The organism is Arsukibacterium sp. (genome assembly GCF_033721375.1).
Lineage (GTDB): Bacteria > Pseudomonadota > Gammaproteobacteria > Enterobacterales > Alteromonadaceae > Alishewanella.
Window position 1 is genome coordinate 57,286 of record NZ_JAWWAP010000006.1, and the last position, 21,239, is coordinate 78,524.

At 49.6% G+C, this 21,239-nt stretch carries 19 protein-coding genes; 6 read left to right on the plus strand and 13 right to left on the minus strand.

Features of this window, described 5'->3' with window-relative positions:
• Positions 1-87 precede the first annotated feature (87 nt).
• The 9 genes from tyrR to pspA form a co-directional block, all read right to left on the minus strand.
• Entirely contained in the window at positions 88-1,650 is a 1,563-nt protein-coding gene (gene tyrR / locus R3187_RS10400) for a transcriptional regulator TyrR (RefSeq protein WP_318966893.1), read from the minus strand.
• Between the two features lie 215 nt (positions 1,651-1,865).
• On the minus strand, positions 1,866-2,207 hold the full coding sequence (locus R3187_RS10405) for a 4a-hydroxytetrahydrobiopterin dehydratase (RefSeq protein ID WP_318966895.1): 342 nt from the start codon (positions 2,205-2,207) through the stop codon (positions 1,866-1,868).
• 8 nt (positions 2,208-2,215) lie between these two features.
• Entirely contained in the window at positions 2,216-3,016 is an 801-nt protein-coding gene (phhA, locus tag R3187_RS10410) for a phenylalanine 4-monooxygenase (RefSeq protein WP_318966897.1), read from the minus strand.
• 173 nt (positions 3,017-3,189) lie between these two features.
• The gene (locus R3187_RS10415) at positions 3,190-4,383 is read right to left on the minus strand and encodes a trans-sulfuration enzyme family protein (protein ID WP_318966899.1); all 1,194 of its coding nucleotides are present in this window, start codon (positions 4,381-4,383) and stop codon (positions 3,190-3,192) included.
• Between the two features lie 114 nt (positions 4,384-4,497).
• Positions 4,498-5,508, minus strand: coding sequence for a TIGR01620 family protein (locus R3187_RS10420; RefSeq protein ID WP_318966901.1), 1,011 nt, complete (start codon positions 5,506-5,508; stop codon positions 4,498-4,500).
• Positions 5,505-6,890, minus strand: coding sequence for a YcjX family protein (locus R3187_RS10425; RefSeq protein WP_318966903.1), 1,386 nt, complete (start codon positions 6,888-6,890; stop codon positions 5,505-5,507). The genes R3187_RS10420 and R3187_RS10425 overlap by 4 nt, the downstream gene beginning before the upstream one ends.
• Before the next feature lie 10 nt (positions 6,891-6,900).
• Positions 6,901-7,314: an envelope stress response membrane protein PspC gene (gene pspC / locus R3187_RS10430; protein ID WP_318966905.1), complete on the minus strand. Its 414-nt coding sequence runs from the start codon at positions 7,312-7,314 to the stop codon at positions 6,901-6,903.
• Complete coding sequence (pspB, locus tag R3187_RS10435; RefSeq protein ID WP_214000201.1) at positions 7,307-7,543, minus strand: envelope stress response membrane protein PspB; 237 nt, start codon at positions 7,541-7,543, stop codon at positions 7,307-7,309. Before pspB ends, pspC begins: the two co-directional genes overlap by 8 nt.
• A gap of 25 nt (positions 7,544-7,568) precedes the next feature.
• Entirely contained in the window at positions 7,569-8,246 is a 678-nt protein-coding gene (gene pspA / locus R3187_RS10440) for a phage shock protein PspA (protein ID WP_318966907.1), read from the minus strand.
• 182 nt (positions 8,247-8,428) lie between these two features.
• Here pspA and pspF point away from each other — a divergent pair, with 182 nt between their 5' ends.
• The 6 genes from pspF to R3187_RS10470 are packed head-to-tail and all read left to right on the plus strand — an operon-like array spanning position 8,429 to position 14,822.
• Positions 8,429-9,523 (plus strand): phage shock protein operon transcriptional activator, encoded by a 1,095-nt coding sequence (gene pspF / locus R3187_RS10445; RefSeq protein ID WP_318966909.1) that lies wholly within the window; start codon positions 8,429-8,431, stop codon positions 9,521-9,523.
• A gap of 2 nt (positions 9,524-9,525) precedes the next feature.
• Positions 9,526-11,154, plus strand: a complete 1,629-nt coding sequence (locus tag R3187_RS10450) for an ABC transporter substrate-binding protein (protein ID WP_318966911.1) — start codon at positions 9,526-9,528, stop codon at positions 11,152-11,154.
• Positions 11,151-12,167, plus strand: a complete 1,017-nt coding sequence (locus R3187_RS10455; RefSeq protein ID WP_318966913.1) for an ABC transporter permease — start codon at positions 11,151-11,153, stop codon at positions 12,165-12,167. Before R3187_RS10450 ends, R3187_RS10455 begins: the two co-directional genes overlap by 4 nt.
• Position 12,168: 1 nt before the next feature.
• On the plus strand, positions 12,169-13,062 hold the full coding sequence (locus R3187_RS10460) for an ABC transporter permease subunit (RefSeq protein WP_318966915.1): 894 nt from the start codon (positions 12,169-12,171) through the stop codon (positions 13,060-13,062).
• Positions 13,063-14,055 carry an oligopeptide/dipeptide ABC transporter ATP-binding protein gene (locus tag R3187_RS10465; RefSeq protein WP_318966917.1) on the plus strand — a complete coding sequence of 331 codons (993 nt, stop codon included), beginning with the start codon at positions 13,063-13,065 and terminating at the stop codon, positions 14,053-14,055.
• Positions 14,055-14,822: an ATP-binding cassette domain-containing protein gene (locus R3187_RS10470; RefSeq protein WP_318966920.1), complete on the plus strand. Its 768-nt coding sequence runs from the start codon at positions 14,055-14,057 to the stop codon at positions 14,820-14,822. The genes R3187_RS10465 and R3187_RS10470 overlap by 1 nt, the downstream gene beginning before the upstream one ends.
• 88 nt (positions 14,823-14,910) lie before the next feature.
• On the opposite strand, the gene R3187_RS10475 is transcribed toward R3187_RS10470, so the two are convergent.
• From R3187_RS10475 to clpX, 4 genes are all read right to left on the minus strand, one after another.
• Positions 14,911-16,815: a SurA N-terminal domain-containing protein gene (locus tag R3187_RS10475; RefSeq protein WP_318966922.1), complete on the minus strand. Its 1,905-nt coding sequence runs from the start codon at positions 16,813-16,815 to the stop codon at positions 14,911-14,913.
• 142 nt (positions 16,816-16,957) lie between these two features.
• A complete protein-coding gene (gene hupB, locus R3187_RS10480) occupies positions 16,958-17,230 on the minus strand; it encodes a nucleoid-associated protein HU-beta (RefSeq protein WP_019674802.1) in 273 nt (90 codons plus the stop codon).
• Positions 17,231-17,440: 210 nt separating this feature from the next.
• Complete coding sequence (gene lon, locus R3187_RS10485; protein ID WP_318966925.1) at positions 17,441-19,837, minus strand: endopeptidase La; 2,397 nt, start codon at positions 19,835-19,837, stop codon at positions 17,441-17,443.
• A gap of 113 nt (positions 19,838-19,950) precedes the next feature.
• Positions 19,951-21,231: an ATP-dependent protease ATP-binding subunit ClpX gene (clpX, locus tag R3187_RS10490; protein WP_318966926.1), complete on the minus strand. Its 1,281-nt coding sequence runs from the start codon at positions 21,229-21,231 to the stop codon at positions 19,951-19,953.
• Positions 21,232-21,239 lie beyond the last annotated feature (8 nt).

Sequence of the window (21,239 nt, forward strand, 5' to 3'; positions counted from 1 at the left end):
GCGGTTTTACCGGGCGGCATGAATGCAAAGGCCGACAGATAAGCCTGTCGGCCCTGCGAAAGTAAACAATTACTGACAAAGCCGCACTTATATCTTTACGGTCTTACGGTTTATGCCATAGTCGCGCAGCTTGTTCGCCACGGCGGTATGGCTTAACCCCAGCTTCTTTGCCAGCTGACGTGAACTTGGATAGGCTGGGTACAGCTTGCGTAACAGGTTTGCTTCAAACCGTTTTACCGCCTCATCCAGGGTGCCATCAAAGTCCTGCTCCAGATAACCAAAGTCGCTGGTGTAACTGGGCAGTTGCAGGTGATCTTTATCCAGCTCGTAGCCATCCAGCAAAGTCACGGCCCGATACAGCGCATTTTCCAGCTGCCGTACATTGCCCGGCCAGGGGTACTGCTGCAAGAACTGACTGCAGCTTTCGGTTAGGCGCGGCGCTTTACGGCCAAGGCGAGCAGCAAAGCGGGCGATAAAAAACTCAGCCAGTGGCACAACGTCCTGCTTGCGTTCACGCAGCGGCGGTAATGTCAGCGTTAATACATTCAGCCGGTAAAATAAGTCTTCGCGAAACCGTCCTTCCTGCACCATGCCTGGCAAGTCTTTCTGAGTAGTGCAAATAACCCGGACATCCACCTTCACTTCGTTTTCATCCGCAACCCGCCGGAAACTACCATCCTGCAAAAAACGGATTAACTTTGTTTGCAGCTGGGTAGACATCTCGCCCACCTCATCCAGAAACACACTGCCACCGTTAGCTTGTTCAAAAATGCCTTTTTTGCCTTCTGTGCTGCCGGCAAACGCATTGGAGCCATAACCAAACAACTCTGACTCGGCAACGTTATCCGGTAACGAGGCGCAGTTGACTGCCAGAAAAGGTTTGGCCGCACGGCTACCTGCGGCATGACAGGCTCTGGCTAACAGCTCTTTACCAGTACCGGTTTCTCCCATTATTAAAATAGGCGCATCCAGCTGGGCCATTTTTTTCGCCTCCCGTACGACTTTGCGCATCAGGTTACTGTTAGCCTGCAGGGTGTTAAAGCTTTCCTGATCGCCTTTTTTAAAAGCAACCATATGCTGTCCTAAGCGGCTTTCAGATTTTAAATTAATCACGGCACCCGCCAGAATCTCCAGGCCTGTTTCGTCTGGCACCATCACCGGTAAAATGTCGGCAATAAAACGCTTGCCGTGAATTTCAAAACGACGGGTTTGCGCCAGTACCTCATCACTCTCCAGCCAGCGCATAAAATTAAAACCTTTAACCATCCCCTGCAGAGACTCGCCCTGAATATCCTGCTGTGCCACCGACAGTGCCTCTAACGCAGCATCGTTTATCACAGTAACATTGGCTTTAATATCAATGGCAATCAAGCCATCTGGCAAGGTCTTCAGCAAGGTTGTCAGTTCATTGTGCTCGCGCTCAGACGGTAAAAACGCCGTAGTTTTTACATCTTCGACACCGGCTATCCGGCGCATTTTTGCCATCAGTTCCTGAAACTTTTCAAAATTGACCGTCGGAAAAGATACATACATCCGGTTCAGTGATGGATCGACCTCAATCCCGCGTAAATCGAGCTGATAACCGACCAGAATGTTTAATACTTCCTGGGCCAGCCCCAGGCGGTTCTGACATTGAATTTCTAAACGCATAACAGCGACATACCCCGATACCAGTGAATGGCTACATAATACGGTATCAGACCATCGTCAGACCAGCAATTTTGTAAAGATATGTGAACAAATAAGCCGAAAACAGCCTGGCGCACGGCAAATAGCGGCTGAAACGAGGTATTTCACAGAGGAGATAGCGACAAATGCAGACGCCAATAACAGAGCGCTATTGGCGTAATTTCAGAATAACAGGGTTAGTCAGCCAGCAAGCTGTCTGTTTTCGCTGCACAGATAAAATCGTTTTTGTGCAAACCTTTAATCGAGTGTGACCACCAGGTTACTGTCAGCTTACCCCATTCCAGCAGTAGTGCCGGGTGATGGCCTTCGTCTTCTGCCAGTTGCGCCACCTTATCGTGAAATGCCCAGGCTTGCTTAAAGTTTTTAAACTTATATACCCGCTCCAGTTGTAAAATACCGTCGCGGGACACCGGGGTCCAATCTGGAATTTGCCGCATCAATTCTGGCAATTCTGCATCAGAAACTTTAGGGGCGTCCGCCTTACAGGCTTCACATTTCATTGTTGTTAAATCAGTCATTCCAATTCCTAACTTGCTTGTTTTTGTTTAGGCTCGAACCGTGGCGCATGCAACCCAAGGGCTTTAGCCTGTTCAACCAGGGCCATAATATCCAAATGAGCAACATCGAATAAATCGTCAATATCATTCAGTAAAAAATATATGGGTTGCATAATATCGATCCGGTAAGGGGTTCGCAGCATATCGACGACATCAAAGGCTTTGCGCTCTGGCGTGTCAGATTCCAGCGCATACACTGTTTCGCCCGGTGACGATAAAATGCCGCCGCCGTAAATTCGTAAGCCATCTGCTGTTTTCAATAAGCCAAATTCAATAGTAAACCAGTATAGCCGGGCCAGGAACACCCGATCCTGTTTACTGGCGGCCAGCCCTAATTTACCGTACATATGGGTAAATTCAGCGAAAGCCGGATTAGTCAGCATGGCACAGTGACCAAATATTTCATGGAAAATATCCGGCTCCTGCAAGTAATCAAACTCTTCCCGCGACCGGATAAAGGTTGCCACCGGAAACCGTTTATTGGCCAGCAATTCAAAAAACTTATCAAAACTGATTAATGCCGGTACTTCAGCACATTCCCAGCCAGTGGTTTCCCGTAAAACTTTGTTTACTTCCTCCAGTTGCGGGATACGGTCGGTTGGCAGTTGCAGCTTCTCCAACCCTGCCAGGAATTCATCGCAGGCTTTGCCTTCGATCACGCCAAGCTGGCGGGTAATCAATTCATGCCAAATCTGATTCTCCTCCGCTGACCAGGCAATAATGCCATTGTCATCGGATTGTCTTGATACATACTGACTTGTCTTACTCATATACAACCTGTTGCGAATAAATCAGTGGCTGGTGCCACCTTATAGGTAGACCGGATACTAGAGGATAAGACCACGACTGTGTATCGGGTGCTCACTAAAAGGCGTGTAAAGCTGTGGCCACAGTTGTAAAGCTTGGGTTACACCATGCCTTCAGGCCACAGCTTACAGCGGGTTCAGCTGTGTTGCTGCATCTTTGCCAGTGCCTGCTCCAGATCTGCGATAATATCTGCAACGTGTTCTAACCCTACCGACACCCGGATCAGGCCATCGCTGATCCCGGCCATTTGCCGCTCTTCCGGCGTATAGGGGCTGTGCGTCATAGAAGCGGGATGCTGAATAAGCGACTCGGCATCACCCAGACTGACCGCCAGGCTCAGCAACTGGCACTGATTAATAAAATAACGGCTTTGCTCCAGGCTGGCGTTCAGTTCAAATGCCAGCACACCGCCGGCCCCCTGCATTTGCTCACCGAGGAACCGGTAACCCGGGTGGCTGGGCAGGCCAGGATAGTAAACCTCTTTCACTGCCGGATGCGCTTGCAAAAACTCGGCAACCTGCTGAGCATTCTGACAATGCCGCTCCATCCGCACCGCCAGGGTTTTTAAGCCGCGGATGATCAGCCAGGCATCATGCGGGCTGATTGTCGCGCCCATATCTTTTAGCGTTGTCATTTTTATCGTGGCAATTTTCTCGCTGTCAGCAACAATGATGCCGGCAACAACATCACCATGGCCATTCAGATACTTGGTGGCGCTGTGAATGATAATATCGATGCCGTATTTGGCAGGCTGCTGCAACAGCGGCGTTAAAAAGGTATTGTCGACTACTGAAATCAGCTTATGCTGCTGACAGAACTGACCTAAAAAGGCTAAATCAAGCACCACCAGATTGGGGTTTATCGGGGTTTCGGCGAATAACATTTTCGTGTTGGGTTTAACGGCTGCGGCAACTGCAGCATGGTCTGTCATATCGACAAAACTGACTTCAATACCATAGCGGGCAAACATATGGTTAAACAACGCAAAGCTGCAACCGTAGATGGCCTTACTGGCAATCAGGTGATCACCATGCTGTAAAAAGGCCATTGTGCTGGCGGCAACGGCGCCCATACCGGTAGCAGTCGCTGCGGCATCGTCCATACCTTCCAGCGCCGCAATTTTTTGCTCGAGCTCACGGGTAGTCGGATTGCCCAGCCGGGTATAAATGTAACCTTGCTGCTCACCAGCAAAGCGCGCTGCGCCCTGCTCGGCGTTGTCAAAGACAAAAGTGGAAGTCTGATACAAAGGTGTTGCTAAGGTGCCATGCTGGTTTTTTTCTTTGCCAGCATGAATACAAAGCGTATGGGGGTGAACATGTTTAGTATGCATTGGATAACTGCGTAAGGTAATGAAAGACCCGCACAGATTTAGCAGAAATCTTAACTTTTGGAAGCATGCCAGACATCTTGCAGTCTGGCCGTTGTTATTTCTCTATGGTTTTTGTCAACTTTCGCTGGCAGCGCCCCGGCCGCGAAAGCGCTGGATCAGACTCTGGCTGAGTTTGGCTACGTTAATCCGCTGCTTTTCGGTTAACGGCAGCGGTCGCAGCTGCTGCATTGCCATATTACCCAACCGGGCGACCAGCAACCCGGCAATAATGCCATGACCTGCCCTGGCTGATAATTTTGCTGTCAGTTCGCTGCTCATCACGTCTGCTGCCATATCCAGTGCCAATTCACTGCCCCCGGCCCACAGTATCGCTGCTAAAGCCCGCTTTAGCATCACCAGACTGCGCAGCTGACCAACAGGTGCGCCATATAAGCTTGCCAGCTGGCGTACCATCCGGCTGCTGCGCCAGACCACCATCAGCATATCAATCAGCGCAAAAGGGATCACCGCGACCGCCAGACTGGTATCGGTCCCTGCCCGCCAGATAATGGCTTTTGCCTGGCTATCAAGCGGTTCCAACACCATTTTGTCCAGCAGCTGCAGCTTTTCCAGATCGCTGTGCTCCGGCCGGGCCGCACTTTGCCAGTTTTCAGCACTAACTTGCAGGCTTGCTGTGGCCGGTAATTGCTTAATAATATCCTGACACAGCCCATCAGCTTCACCATACTGAACACTTTGGGCTATCCGCTGTGCGCTGCGCTGCCACTGCCTGTTCTGCTGCAGCCGCCGCCAGAGCCGCCACTCGCGCCAGAGCAGCCAGCCTGCGACCGACAGCAATGCAGCACTTAGCAGGCTGACCAACGCCCCCTTAACAGGGTTTTGCTGCCAGCTAACAATTAACAGCTCCAGCCATTGCCAGCATGCCAGAACAATCAGACTAAGCAGCGCCAACCAAATCAGTTTATTTAATCCGGCAGGTTTTGCCGGCAGCGGCTCATTTGCTGGCTCTGGCTCTGCATGCCAGTCGGCCGCATCAAATTCGGCCCGGGCTTTTAAAACAGGTTTCGCCGGCTCAGAATTTTGCTCATTAAACGTGAAAACCTGAGCGGGCTTTAACGATTTCATCGTAACTTATCTCCCAGTAAAAACTGCAGGGCATGGTCCATCCGGATATGCGGCAGGCTGGCATTTGCCACCAGCGGCAACGGTAAAAACGCCGGATAACTGAATTTATGGCTGGCAAATACCGTCGTATCCGGTACCTCGGTTGGCACATCCCCCGGGAAAAGACTTATTTTGTTACCACTCTCACTGTCGGTACCGGTTAAGCACACCTGTTTCTGGCCATGTTGTTCAATATAGCCTGTCCGGCTGGCACTTAGCGCGGCTAACGCCATCGCTTCGGTTTTCGCCAGCTGATAGGTTGTTTGTTTCAGTGGCTGGCGCAGCAGATTTTGCAGCAGCAGGGTCAGGGCCTGGTGTTGCTCCGGCGTTACATGATCAGCTTTACTGGCAGCAAATAGTACTTTACTGATTTGCGGTTTAAACAACCGGCGCAACAAACTTGATGGCCCATAGTTAAAACTTTGCATAATCAATTGCAACGCCTGACTTAACTCTGCTGTGGCCTCAGCACCAGCATTTAATGCACTTAAACAATCGACCAGCACAACCTGGCGGTCCAGCTGGGAAAAGTGCTGTTTGTAAAATGGTTTAACCACATAGTCCCGGTAGCTTTGATAGTGGCTGGTCAGTTTTGATAACAAAGCACTGTTTTCTGTCAGCTGTTGGGGCAGCAGTGGCAGCAATTGCAGCATCGGCGCACCTGCCAGCTCACCAGGCACCAGCAACCTGCCGGGTTGGTTTAAGTAGGTGCCGGCTGTGCTGCAAAATTGCTGTAATAATGTCTTATAGGCTTCAGTTAGCGCTTGCAGCTGGCTTTCACTGGCATCGGTCAGATCGGTATTCGTCAGCAAATTTTTAAACTCAGCGGCAAGTGGCTGACGATGCGGTTTGGCGAAAAGTTGCCAGCTGAACTCACACCACTGCTGATAATCAAGCTGCAATAACGGTAAATCGAGCAGCCACTCGCCCGGGTAATCGACAATATCGAGCTCCAGTTCACTGTATGATTGCAGATGTGAGCGCAGGCCATGGCTGGCTTTGTAGCGCAAGGCAAGACTAAGCTGACTCCAGCCGGTGGTAGAAGGTGGCCACTGTGGCTGAGTTTGCTGTAAAAAACTCAGATTATGTTCAAACGGAAAGCGGGGGATGGTTAATGCCTGTTCTGCAGCCAACCGGCCACCCAGGTAGCGGCCTTGCTGCACCACTGAAAAAAAGGGTAAATTTTGCGGACTGTCGCCCTGAGTGAGTTGATGAACCAGTGACGTAATAAAGGCCGTCTTACCGGCCCCGCTTAACCCCGTCACGCCCAGCCGGACATGCCGGTCAAGGGCGCGGTGGCGTAACTGACGACTTTGATGCTGCAGCTTATCAAGCCAGGTCATAAAGCTCCGTTTATAAGTTATTAAATTCCCGGTTTAACTGGAAGCGGCTGGAGGTAACATGGCGCTCCATATCCTGCAATCGCAGCTCCAGACTATTATAGCGGTTCGCCAGGTGCTGCAAAGCCTGCTTCGGCGGCTCACCGCGCTGCCAAACCCGGGTTTTCACTTCAACCCCGGGCTCTTCAGCCCTTGCCGTGCTGCCCAGCGGCCGCTTAGCAGCAACGACTGACTTTTTTTCAAGCACCACCCAGGCGGCGATATACAGCACCACAACAAAACCACCTGCGCCGAGGAAAAAGGCGGATACAGTAATGATCCGCACTAACCACAGTTCCCAGCCAAAATAGTCCGCTACCCCGGCACAGACCCCGGCTAGTTTGCCATTTGCATCATCGCGCAGCAATTCGCGTTTTGGCTTAGTCATGCTGGTTCCTCCACTGCGGGCTTTCAGCATCTAAAATCGCTTCAAGAGTATGAATGCGCTCGGCCATTTTTTCTGCCCGGGCTGCCAGATTATTTAACTGCTGTAATTCAACATCAGTTAAACCCTGCTGCATCTTACTTTTGCTGCGGTAATGCATAATGACCCATAAGGGTGCCACAAAGATCATAAACAGGATCAGGGGCACAAAAATTAACTCATGAATATCCATTTAGCTGCTCCTGCAACGCCTGAAATCAGGCGTTTTCTTTACTGGATTTTTTAGTGACTTTGGCTTTCAGTTCAGCCAGTTCATTATCGATCTTATCCTGAGCCGCCAGTTCTGCAAACTCGTCTTTCAGGGTTTTCTTCCCTAAATCATAAGACTCTACCTGCGCTTCCAGCGAATCAATTTTCTGCTCATAACGCTCAAACTTATACATCGCATCGTTAATCCGGTTGCTGTCCAGTGACTTTTTCACTTCCAGCCGGTTTTCAACGGTAGTGCGACGCATCAGCATTGATTTCTGGCGGGCTTTGGCATCAGCCAGTTTTTCCTGCAGCTGGGATACTTCATCCTGTAACTTGCTGATGTGCTCATCCAGCACCGCAATATCACGCAGCAGTGCCTCGGCCTGCTCGGCAGCTTTTTGTTTCTCAATCAGCGCGGCGCGTGCCAGATCATCCCGATCTTTACTCAGTGCCAGCTCAGCTTTCGTCTGCCAGTCATCGGCTTCATTCTGCAATCTGCTGACAACCCGTTGTAAATCCTTTTTCTCAGCAATGGTTTTAGCAGACGACGAACGCACCTCTACCAATGTATCTTCCATTTCCTGAATAATCAGCCGAACCATCTTTTCCGGATCTTCAGCTTTATCCAGCAACGAATTGATGTTTGAGTTCACAATGTCTGAAAAGCGTGAAAAAATACCCATCTTAGTTACCTCTGTCTGTTGATGTTATTACGCTATTGCTTATTCAGGTTTCTTGCCAACTTTGAAAAATATCATAACGCATTAATTTTTAATAATTTTATTTATTTCAAACAAAAGCTTTAGCTGTCACCGTTTATGAAATACACTACTTATTAGCCAAATTAACTACTTAGTAGCTGCCAATGAACAGAAAATACCAACAAGATAACCTGATTGGCCAGGCCAATAGTTTTCTCAATGTGCTGGATCAGGTGTCGCAACTGGCCCCCCTTGATAAACCGGTATTAATTATCGGCGAGCGCGGCACCGGCAAAGAACTGATCGCCGCCCGGCTGCACTTTCTGTCACAGCGCTGGGATCAGCAGTATCTGACGCTGAATTGTGCTGCCCTGAATGAAAACCTGCTGGAAAGTGAATTATTCGGCCACGAAGCCGGTGCTTTCACCGGCGCCGGTAAACGCCATGAAGGCCGCTTTGAACGGGCCAATGGTGGCACCTTATTTCTGGACGAGCTGGCGAATACCCCGGCGCTGGTGCAGGAAAAGCTATTACGGGTTATTGAATACGGCGAGTTTGAGCGGGTTGGTGGCAGCAGACCGGTACGGGTTGATGTACGTTTAGTCTGTGCTACTAATGAAGATTTACCGTCAATGGCTGAAAATGGCGAATTCCGGGCCGATTTACTCGACCGGCTGGCGTTTGATGTTATTACCCTGCCGCCGATGCGCGAACGCCGGGAAGATATTTTGCTGCTCGCCGAACATTTTGCAATGAATATGGCCAGAGAACTTGGCTTTGAGCTATTTAGTGGTTTTAGTGAGAAAGCCAAAAATACCCTGCTGGAGTATCACTGGCCCGGCAACGTCCGTGAATTAAAGAACGTGGTGGAGCGCAGTGTCTACCGTACTAACAACCCCTATGTGCCGGTACACCATATCCAGCTAAACCCGTTTGAGTCGGCTTACCGGCCTACCCAGCGGATTAAAGCCCGCTCAGCCCCTGCAGCCAGGGTAACAGAGTCGCAGGAACCGGTTATGGAAACCGCTGATAACAGTAAAGTGGTCACCACAGCGCCGCAGGCTAATGACAACATAGACTTTAGTAACGGTGTCGACTTTAAAACCTTGTCGCAGGATTTTGAAGTGAAACTGATAAAGGATGCACTCAGTGCCAGCCAGTATAATCAGAAAAAAACCGCAGAGTTGTTAAACCTGACCTATCATCAGTTACGTGGTTATATGAAAAAATATCAGTTGCTGGAAAGTCAGCAGGGATGAATTTGCCTAATAACAACTTTCTGTACCTCAAGCCTGTCAGTGTGTTACTGAGCATATTGCTGCTTGCGGGCTGTCAGCCACAGCTACCTGAAACCGCGCGCAGTGGCCTGGTATATTGCTCAGAGGGTTCGCCTGAAAGTTTTAATCCGCAATTAGTGACCTCCGGCACCACTATCGATATTATCAGCCAGCAATTATACGACCGGCTGGTCGATATCAGCCCGGACAATGGCGACATTATTCCCGGCCTGGCGACCGACTGGCAGGTCAGCGCCGATGGCACCCGTTATCAGTTTAGCCTGCGCGATGATGTCAGCTTTCATACCACCCGCTATTTTTCGCCCAGCCGTAAATTTAATGCCCGGGATGTGGTATTTACTTTTAACCGGATCACAGACCCGTTGCATCCGTTTCATTTGCAAGGCGGCGGGGTTTATCCTTATTTTCAGAGCGTCGACTGGGCCGGCCTGGTAAAACAGGTACAGGCTATTGATGAGCATACCGTGGTTTTTGAATTGCAACGTCCGGACAGCTCCTTTATGTCTAACCTGACAACCGATTTTGCCGCAATTCTGTCTGCTGAATATGCAGAGCAACTGTTAGCAGAAAAACAACCCGCCCAGATGGACCGTCTGCCGGTGGGCACCGGCCCTTTTCGTTTCAGAGAATACCAGAAAGACATCCTGGTCAGGCTTTATCGTAACAATGACTATTGGCGTGGCGACACCCAACCTGAGCAGCTGGTATTTGATATTGTGCCCAATAATGCCCGGCGCATGGCGAAATTATTTACTCACGAATGCGATATTGTCTCTTATCCCAGAGTGGCTGAGTTAGAGCTTATCGCCGCCCGGCCTGATGTCACTGTCCAGGAAAGTACCAGTATGAATGTCGGTTTCTGGGCATTTAATACCCAGAAACCGCCTTTTGATCAGTTAGCTGTGCGCCAGGCATTGTCGATGGCGATTAACAGAGCGGCGATTTTGCAGGCGGTGTATTACGGCAAAGCAACCCCGGCTTATGGTATCCTACCGCCGACTTCATGGGCGTATAATGATGGTCTGCCTGCCCCGGTGTACTCACCAGCGAAAGCCAAAGCGTTACTGGCAGAAGCCGGTTATCCGAATGGTTTTACTATGGATATCTGGGCTATGCCGGTTCAGCGGTTATACAACCCCAATGCGCTGAAAATGGCAGAATTGATGCAAGCCGATTTAGCTCAGATTGGCGTTAGAGCAAACATTGTGTCTTACGAATGGAACAGTTTCCGGCAGAAGCTGGGCAATTTCGAACATGACTCGGTGCTGATTGGCTGGGCAGCAGACAACCCCGATCCGGATAACTTTTTCAGCCCCTTGCTCAGCTGTGCCGCCAGAGACACCGGCACTAACCGGGCAAACTGGTGCGATCCGCTGTTTGACGACATTATCAGTCAGGCCCTGTTAACGGCCGATCAGCAACAGCGCCGCGCCCTGTACCTGGCCGCCCAGCAGTATTTGCATCAGCAGCAACCGCTGGTCGCTATTGCCCACTCCCAGCGTTTTCAGGCAATCAGCAGTTCAGTCAGCGGGGTCAGTATTAACCCCTATGGTGGTATTTCATTGCAACACGCAACAAGGGTTGAACCATGACCCGTTATTTATTCCGGCGCCTGTTTCTGATGGCCTTTGTTTTTCTGGCATTAAGCTTACTGGCGTTTAGTCTGGGTTACTTATTTCCCGGTGATGTGGCCCAGAATCTCAGTGGCCTGCGACAAATTGACGAGAGTCAGCGCCAGCAACTGATTAACTACTATCAGCTTGACCAGAATATTCTGCAGCAGTATCTGGCTTTTTTAAGCAGAATTGCCCACGGCGACTGGGGGCTCTCTTTTGCCAGTCAGCAACCGTTATTACAGGAAATAAAATTACTGTTGCCAGCAACCCTGGAACTGGCCTGTTACGCCTTGCTGCTCTCTTTTGTGGTCGGTATTCCGCTGGGTATTGTTGCCGCCTTTAAACCGGACAGCATTGTGGGTAAATCCATTTCTGGTTTAGCGATGGTGGGTTATTCGTTGCCGATTTTCTGGTGGGGGTTGTTACTGATTATGTTTTTCTCGCTGGCGCTGGGCTGGTTGCCATCAGCAGGCCGGATTGGCGTACTATACGAAATTCCTCATAGCAGCGGCTTTATGTTGGTTGACATTATGCAGGCAGACATTAGCTATCGCAGCGAGGCTCTGTATAGCGCCCTGCTCCATTTGCTACTGCCGACTATCGTCCTGGCGACCTTTCCGACTACCGTCATGATAAGATTTGTTCGTGAGGCGATGCTTAACGTCTGGGAGCAAAACTATATAAAAACAGCCAGAGCAAAAGGCTTGAACCGTGGCCAGGTGTTATACCGGCATGGCCTGCGCAACGCATTGTTACCGGTGATCCGCCAGATTGGATTGCAGTTCAGTACCCTGATTACCCTTGCCATGCTGACAGAGGTCATATTCTCCTGGCCCGGCATTGGTCGCTGGCTTATCGACAGTATCTATCAGCGTAATTATCCGGCCATTCAGGCCGGGCTGCTCGTTATCTCAACCATGGTTATCACGATAAATATGCTGACAGAGATTTTGCATGCCTTTTTTAACCCGTTGGCCAGGCGAGGTTAAGATGAGCAAATTCCGGCTTTATCTCGAGGAAAATAACCGCTCTCCAGTTAAACAACTGTGGCGTGAATTTAAACGGCAACACTCGGCGATGACAGGGCTGGTGCTGTTTATCACTTTCTTTTTTATTAGCGTGCTGGCACCTTTTATTACACCGCACGATCCCTACTTACAGGTGGATGAACTGCTGCTGTTACCCCCCTCCTGGAGTGCTGCCGGTCTGGTGCAGTATCCATTTGGGACAGATGACCTGGGGCGGGATTTACTGTCGCGGATGATTAAAGGCACCAGCTACACCTTTGGTTTTGCGCTTATTACCGTAGCAGGCGCACTGATAATGGGGCTGGTGCTTGGTGCGCTGGCCGGAATGAGCAAAGGGGTAAAATCGAGCGTTTTTAATCATATTCTTGATCTGGCGCTGACCATTCCGTCATTACTTCTGGCAATTATTATTGTTGCTGTTATTGGCCCGGGGTTGATGAATACCACCTGGGCTATTATGGTCGCGCTGTTACCGCAATTTGTGCATGGTATCCGAAATGCGATTGATGAAGAGTTAAAACAGGACTATGTGATAGCTTACCGCTTAGATGGTGCGAACAGCTGGCAAGTACTGACCCGACTAATTTTGCCAAATATCTGGGAGAAACTGACCATTATGGCCACTATGGCAATTTCTACCGCAATTTTAGACATTGCAGCTTTGGGTTTCCTCGGTTTTGGTGCCCAGGCACCTTTATCTGAATGGGGCGCAATGATCAGCGACTCGCTAGATCTGATTTATCTGGCACCAAGCAGCGTGGCTATTCCCGGCTTACTGATTTTTACTGCTGTGCTATCCGTTAACCTGGTAGGTGATGGTTTGAAAACCGCAATTCTGAAAAGGCGGCAAAATTAAATGTTATTGCTCGATATAAAAAACCTGACGATTGAGCTGGAAACCGCCGACGGTCTGGTAAGAGCGGTGGACAGGGTCAGTCTTAGTTTGCGTGAAGGTGAAACCCGCGGTCTGGTAGGTGAGTCCGGTTCTGGCAAAAGTCTGATAGCGAAAGCCATTGTCGGCGTACTGAATCGTCGCTGGCAGGTAACAGCCGATCGCTTTCACTGGCTGGGTAAAGATTTATTGCGGCTTACCCCTGAGCAACGCCGGCAAATTATTGGCCGTGATATTGCCATGATATATCAGGAACCCAGCCGCAGCCTCGACCCTACCGCGGTGATTGGGGAGCAGTTGGAAGAAGCCATTCCGGATCATCTGCTTAGCGGCCCCTGGTGGCGACGCAGCGCATTGCGACGCAAGAAAGCCGTTGGTCTGCTGCATAAAGTCGGGGTCCGCGATCACCAACGGGTTCTGCAAAGCTACCCCTATCAGTTGTCAGAAGGCATTTGTCAGAAAGTGATGATAGCAATGGCCATCGCCAAAAACCCAAAACTATTAATTGCTGACGAACCAACCACGGCACTGGAGAGCACCACTCAGGCACAGCTGTTTCGGCTGCTTGCCAGCTTTAATCAGCTTAAAGGGATGGCAGTATTACTGATAAGTCATGAGCTGGAAAGCGTCGCGCGTTATACCCAGAAACTAAGTGTTTTATATTGCGGCCAGTTAGTTGAAGCAGGCGAAACCACTCAGGTACTGCAAGCGCCACTTCACCCTTACACTGATGCTTTAATTAAAAGTGTGCCGGAATTTCAACCTGACTTAGCACCCAAAACCCCGCTGTATGCCCTGCCGGGCAGTATCCCTACTTTGCAGCATGTTCCTATAGGTTGCCGGTTAGGCCCCCGCTGTCCCAATGCCCGTAAAGAATGCGTAAAAACACCGGCTCTGGAGCGCCAGCAAAATCATTACTTTAGTTGTCACTTCCCGCTAACGACCAAGGGTAACTGATGACAGACTTACTGGAAGTACAGGCGCTCAGCAAAGGCTATACCAAACAACAGGGCTGGTTTGGCCGGCAGCATATTACCGCACTCGACGATGTCAGTTTTACTCTGGCAGAGGGCAAAACCCTGGCTATAGTCGGCGAAACCGGCTCAGGTAAAAGCACCCTGGCGAAGCTACTGGTGGGTATTGAAAAACCCGATAGTGGTCAGATCCTGCTGGCTGGTCAGCCAGTTGAAATCAGTCACTATAAAAAATATAACCATGTGATCCGTTTTATCTTTCAGGACGCTGGCCGTTCGTTAAACCCGTCGCAAAAGGTGGGCCAGATGCTGGAAGATGTATTGTGTTTCAGTACTGTCCTGGATCAGCAGCAACGGCGCTATAAAATTGGCCAGACATTAAAATTGCTTGGCTTGCTGGATGAGCATGCGGAATATTATCCGCATATGTTTTCAGGTGGCCAACTGCAGCGGGTGGCGCTGGCCAGGGCACTTATCCTGGATCCTAAACTACTTATTCTCGATGAAGCATTAACCGCCCTGGATCCCACGTTGCGGGCGCAAATTGTCAATCTGCTGCTGGAACTGCAGCAAAGCTCGGGCCTAGCCTATTTGTTAATCAGCAATCAATTACGGCTGGTTCGGCATATCAGCGATAGTATTCTGGTGTTGCATCAGGGCAAGGTGGTCGATTACGGTACAACGACAGAGGTGTTTGCCGCGCCTGCTCACGATTACACTAAAAAACTGATAAACAGCTCTGCTGGATAGCGGCTTACCTCTGCCGGGCCTGGCCAGCGTAAAATAAAAAACCGTGCACAAAGCACGGTTTTTTATTTCGTTAAAAAAGCAACGTTGCTTAATTTTGTTCCGGGGTAGCAGCGCGCAAGTTACGACTGATTTCTGCATTAGCTTTCAGCGTTGCCACTAATGCCAGGTAACCCTGCTCAGCCTGCCGCTGAGCCATTCTTTCAAGCTCCTCTGCCGCAGGTACTGCTGTCACTTCAACGTCCTGTACGGCAGACACCGCAACCACTGCCACATCACCACTGGCAAGTGTCACTGAGTCTATACTCGGCGTTCCTGCTACCGGTCTGGCCAATTTAAATGCTTTAGTCCGGATTTCAGGGTCCAGGCTACCGCCAAAACGCGGCGTGGCAGGCGCAGACTGAACAGTACTGCCAACCTGCTCTGCCAGACTGGTAATATCAGCCTGCTGTTGCAGTAAGGCACTAACTTTCTCCTGTGCAAGACGGGCTTGTTGTTCTACTTTCAACGACTCAGTAATTTGAGCTTTTACTTCCTCAAGCGGCAGGGTCCGGGCTGGCTGAAACTCTTTAACCCTTACCACTACCAGGTGCTGATTACCAATTTCAATTGGGTCACTGTTTAAGCCATCAGCGATAAATTGCTGATCAAACAGTTTGTTAATTACCGCAGGGTGGTCCAGTGGATTGGTAGCCTGTTCTTTGCTGAACAATGGCGTAGCGCGCACGCGCTGCCCCAGCACTGCAGCTGTCTCTTCAAGATTGTCGGGCACTTCAAACGCGACCTCAGCCATCCGGGTCTGTAACTGATAGAACTGCTCAGTCGCCTGTTCCTGCTTTAAACGCTCGGCTATGCTGTCACGCACTTCGGCTAATGGCTGTTGCTGGCTTGGGGTAAGACTAACCAGTTTAATAATATGATAGCCATACTCACTTTGAACAACGCCTGTCAGCTGGCCCGCTTCAGTCAGGGCAAACGCGGCCTGTTCAAAGTCCGGGTCCATTTGCCCTGGCTCCAGACTATCCAGCAGCCCGCCATTTTCTGCCGAAAAAGTATCGTCAGAATGGGCTTTAGCCAGCTCAGCAAAATCAGCTCCTTGCTGCAACTGACTCAGTAACGATGCTGCTTCAGCAGCGACCGCTTGATCAGTGCCATCAGACTCCAGCATAATATGCGCAACCTGACGTTGTTCAGCACTGCTGAACCGGGCCTGATTTGCTTCATAATATGTCTGGATCTGCTGGTCGGTAATCTCTATGTCTTCAGCCAAATCTGCTGCAGACAATTCCACGTATTCCGCCGCCACCTTAGGGTCAGTTTCAAAACGCTGCAAATTCATCTGATAATAGTCTTCAATCATCTGCTCACTGATTGTGACCTGATCGGCAAAGCTTTCGGCTTTAACAACGAAGTAACTGATATCACGGCTTTGCTGCTCAAGCTGACGAATTTGCTGCATTTCCGACGGTAAATAGAATTCACTGGCGAACACACCGGCGCGGAATTGACTGGCGGCCATGTCTTCCCGCACCAATTCACGGAAATCTGCACTCTGATAACCCATCTGTCTTAACAACGCGATGTAGCGGTCATTATTAAAGGTGCCGTCAACCTGAAACTCACCCAGATTTCTGATGGTGTCCCGTACCTGATCGTCACCTACCCGGATCCCCAGCTTACGCACAAACTGCTGCTGCAAGGTCTCGTCAATAAGTCGTTCCAGCACTTCAGAACGGAACCGACTATTGTAAGCAGGATCTGCCGCAATGGTGTCATACATTTCACCAAACTGCTGTTGCATGCGAGCCCGATCGCGTTGTAGTGCTTGTTCGAACTCGGTTTGACTGATCTCTTCCCCATTGACTACCGCCACCGACACTTCGGTTGGCGAGCTTAAATAACTGCCTACACCTGCAAGGGCAAAAGTAAGAATAACCAAACCTAAAATAGTTTTGGCTACAACCCCCTGGGAGCCTTCTCTGATTCTCTCTAACATCTTCGCGATATCTCTATATTCAACTTAACGGTAAGTTGTCTTAAAAAAAAAGCGCATCTTAACAGATGCGCCTTTTTTAATGAAGCCCGGTAACTTACCCGTGCTTTACAGGCTGCCCCGGCGCGCCGGGGCGAGCAACCAGTTAGTTAACGGCGTCTTTTAACGCTTTACCTGGCTTGAAAGAAGGAATTTTCGCAGAAGCGATTTGAATAGTAGCACCGGTTTGCGGGTTACGGCCAGTACGGGCAGCACGCTCGCGTACGCTGTAAGTACCAAAACCAACCAGAGCTACAGAGTCGCCTTCTTTAAGAGCATCAGTAACAGCGTCAATGAACGCGTCCAGTGCACGACCAGCTGCCGCTTTTGAGATATCTGCGTTAGCAGCAATTTTGTCGATAAGTTGAGACTTGTTCACAATATCATCCCCTTCAATTGTTATTATTTTCTACAACCAGCAGTTATTAGCTTTTCTAGACTGCGCTTCGTTATAACAAGCATCTTGTTGTCTTGCAAGCAGAAGACGCTTTCAAACTAATAATTTTTCGCTTTAACCGCAGCCCTTGTTCTACAAGGGCTGGGTCGAAACTGACCATAACTTAGCACAGCCAACGGGAATGAAAAGCCCCTAAGCCGGATTTTTTGTGGTTTTTTTACTTTTTGCTGCATTTTTTGCCGTATTTACCACGCTGACGCGGTCTGTAGGCTCCTGCAGGGCAAATTCAAGCACATCTTCAATCCATTTGACGGGCTTAATTTCGATGTCACCTTTGACGTTATCCGGTATTTCTTTTAAATCCCGAATATTGTCATGCGGTATCAGCACCCGCTTAATACCGCCCCGATGCGCTGCCAGTAACTTCTCTTTTAAGCCACCAATAGGTAATACCTCACCACGCAGGGTAATTTCGCCGGTCATTGCCACATCAGCACGCACCGGATTGCCGGTTAAGCTGGATACCAATGCGGTAACCATTGCTATACCGGCACTTGGGCCATCTTTAGGGGTAGCACCTTCTGGTACGTGGACATGAATATCGCGCTTTTCATAGAAATCTTCATTAATCCTCAGCACTTCAGCCCGGCTGCGGACAACGGTCATCGCTGCCTGAATAGACTCTTTCATGACATCACCGAGGGAACCGGTGTAGGTCAGTTTACCTTTACCTACCACTGATGCTGCTTCGATAGTCAGCAAATCACCGCCTACTTCAGTCCATGCCAGGCCGGTAACCTGACCAATCCGGTTACTGTCTTCTGCTTTACCGTAATCATGCCGTTGCACACCCAGATAATCTTCCAGGTTATCAGCATTAATAACGACTTTCTTCACATCAGCATTAAGCAGAATTTCTTTTACTGCTTTACGGCAGAGTTTAGAAATTTCCCGTTCCAGACTGCGCACCCCGGCCTCGCGGGTGTAATACCGGATAATGCCGATAATGGCGCTGTCTTCAATATTTAATTCATTGGGCTTTAAGCCGTTGCGGCTGATTTGCTTGGCAATCAGATGTTGCCGGGCAATATTCAGTTTTTCGTCTTCGGTATAACCTGATAAACGGATTACTTCCATCCGGTCCAGCAAGGCGGCCGGAATATTCAGGCTGTTGGAGGTGGCAAAAAACATCACATCAGACAAATCGTAGTCAACTTCCAGGTAATGATCACTGAAAGTAGCATTTTGCTCAGGATCAAGCACCTCAAGTAAAGCTGCCGCCGGATCACCACGGAAGTCAGAGGCCATTTTATCAATTTCATCCAGCAGGAATAGCGGATTCCGCACGCCTACCTTAGCCATTTTCTGGATAATCTTACCCGGCATCGAACCGATATAAGTCCGACGATGGCCGCGAATTTCGGCTTCATCCCGCACACCACCAAGCGCCATCCGCACATACTTGCGCCCGGTCGCTTTGGCAACCGATTGACCAAGCGAGGTTTTACCAACGCCTGGCGGACCAACCAGACATAAAATCGGTCCTTTTAATTTATTTACCCGTTGCTGCACTGCCAAATATTCGATAATCCGCTCTTTGACCTTTTCCAGGCCATAGTGATCAGCGTTCAGTACCTGCTCAGCCGCTGCCAGGTTTTTCTTGACCTTACTGCGCGCTTTCCACGGCACCGTTGATAACCAATCGATGTAGCTGCGCACTACGGTGGCTTCCGCTGACATTGGCGACATCATCTTCAGCTTTTGCAGTTCAGCCCTGGCTTTATTTGCCACTTCTACCGGCATTTTGGCATTTTCAATCTTGGCCGCCAACGCTTCAAACTCGTCAGGTGCATCTTCCAGATCGCCAAGTTCGCGCTGAATCGCTTTCATTTGCTCATTCAGATAATACTCGCGCTGGCTTTTTTCCATTTGCTTTTTAACCCGGCTACGAATACGACGCTCAACTTGTAATATGTCGATTTCGCTTTCCATCATCGCCATCAGGTATTCCAGGCGCTCGGTGACGTCAACCAGTTCCAGCACCTTCTGTTTATCTTCTACCTTCAGCGGCATATGGGCAGCCATGGTGTCAGCAAGCCGCGCTGCATCATCAATGCCACTTAGTGCGGTCAGCACTTCCGGTGGGATCTTTTTGTTGAGTTTAATGTAACCTTCAAACTGATTAATTGCTGAGCGTAAAAATACTTCCTGCTCGCTACTATCGATATCGACAGACGGGATCAGTTCAACATGCGCAGCAAAGGCGTTTTCGGTTTCAGTAAATTCTGTCAGCCTGGCGCGTCTGGCCCCTTCCACCAGCACTTTGACGGTACCATCAGGCAATTTCAATAACTGCAAAATGGTCGCGACGGTACCAATTTGATAAAGGTCGTCGGCACTGGGATCATCCAGCGAGGCATCTTTCTGCGCCACCAGAAAAATCTGCTTATCGTTGTCCATCGCCGCATCTAAACACTTAATAGATTTAGCCCGACCAACAAACAGGGGGATCACCATGTGGGGGTAAACGACGACGTCACGCAATGCCAATACCGGCATATGCAAACGTTCAGTTTGTTCTACTGTCATTGATTATCTCTCGAATTAATACTGCGGGCGACTCTTAATAGCCAGTATATGGGGTTAAATTGGCAAACTTCAATTGTGAAAATAAAAAAGGAGCTGAACCAGCTCCTTTTTTGTTAGTTTGACTGCGCCACGTCCGGCTCACTGTTCTCATATATCAGTATGGGCTGAGTCTCACCGCGGATCACTGTTTCATCAATAACCACTTTGCTGACATCATCCATTGAAGGCAACTCATACATCGTATCGAGCAATACACCTTCAACAATTGACCGTAATCCCCGGGCCCCGGTTTTTCGCTCCATCGCTTTCTGACCAATGGCTTTTAACGCATCGTCGCGGAATTCCAGCTCAACGTCTTCCATTTTAAATAACGCAGCAAACTGTTTTACCAGCGCATTTTTAGGCTGGCTCAGGATCTGTACCAATGCGTCTAAGTCAAGCTCAGTCAGGGTAGCCACTACCGGCAGACGCCCGATAAACTCAGGAATTAAACCATATTTCACTAAATCTTCCGGCTCTACGTCCCTGAAGGATTCACTCAGGCTGCGGGTGCTTTCCTTGCTTTTCACCATAGCGCCAAAACCAATACCGGCCCCTTTGGCACTGCGCTGCTCGATTACCTTATCAAGGCCAGCAAAGGCACCGCCACAGATAAACAGGATTTTGGAGGTATCGACCTGCAAAAACTCCTGTTGTGGATGCTTGCGTCCCCCTTGCGGCGGTACAGACGCAATGGTGCCTTCAATTAGTTTAAGCAGTGCCTGCTGCACACCCTCCCCTGATACATCCCGGGTAATAGAGGGGTTATCAGATTTACGGGAAATTTTGTCTATTTCATCGATGTAAACAATGCCGCGCTGGGCTTTTTCCACATCGTAATCGCATTTTTGCAGCAGCTTCTGGATGATATTTTCGACATCTTCACCGACATAACCCGCCTCAGTCAGGGTGGTTGCATCAGCCATCGTAAACGGAACATCTAACAAGCGCGCCAGCGTTTCTGCCAACAGGGTTTTACCACTGCCGGTAGGACCAATTAACAAAATATTACTTTTGCTAAGTTCAACTTCCTGCTTATGCTGAGCACTGCGAAGCCGCTTGTAGTGGTTGTACACTGCCACCGCCAGCACTTTTTTGGCGTGCTCCTGACCGATGACGTAGTCGTCAAGGTGGGCCCGGATTTCCCTTGGCGTCGGCAAGGTATCAGACTCGCGTTTAGGCGAAATATCTTTAATTTCTTCACGGATAATGTCGTTGCATAAATCAACGCATTCATCACAAATATAGACTTGTGGGCCTGCGATCAACTTACGCACTTCATGCTGTGATTTGCCACAAAACGAGCAATACAATAACTTGCCGCTTTTATCGCCGTCAGTGCGGTGATCAGACATGTAACTAC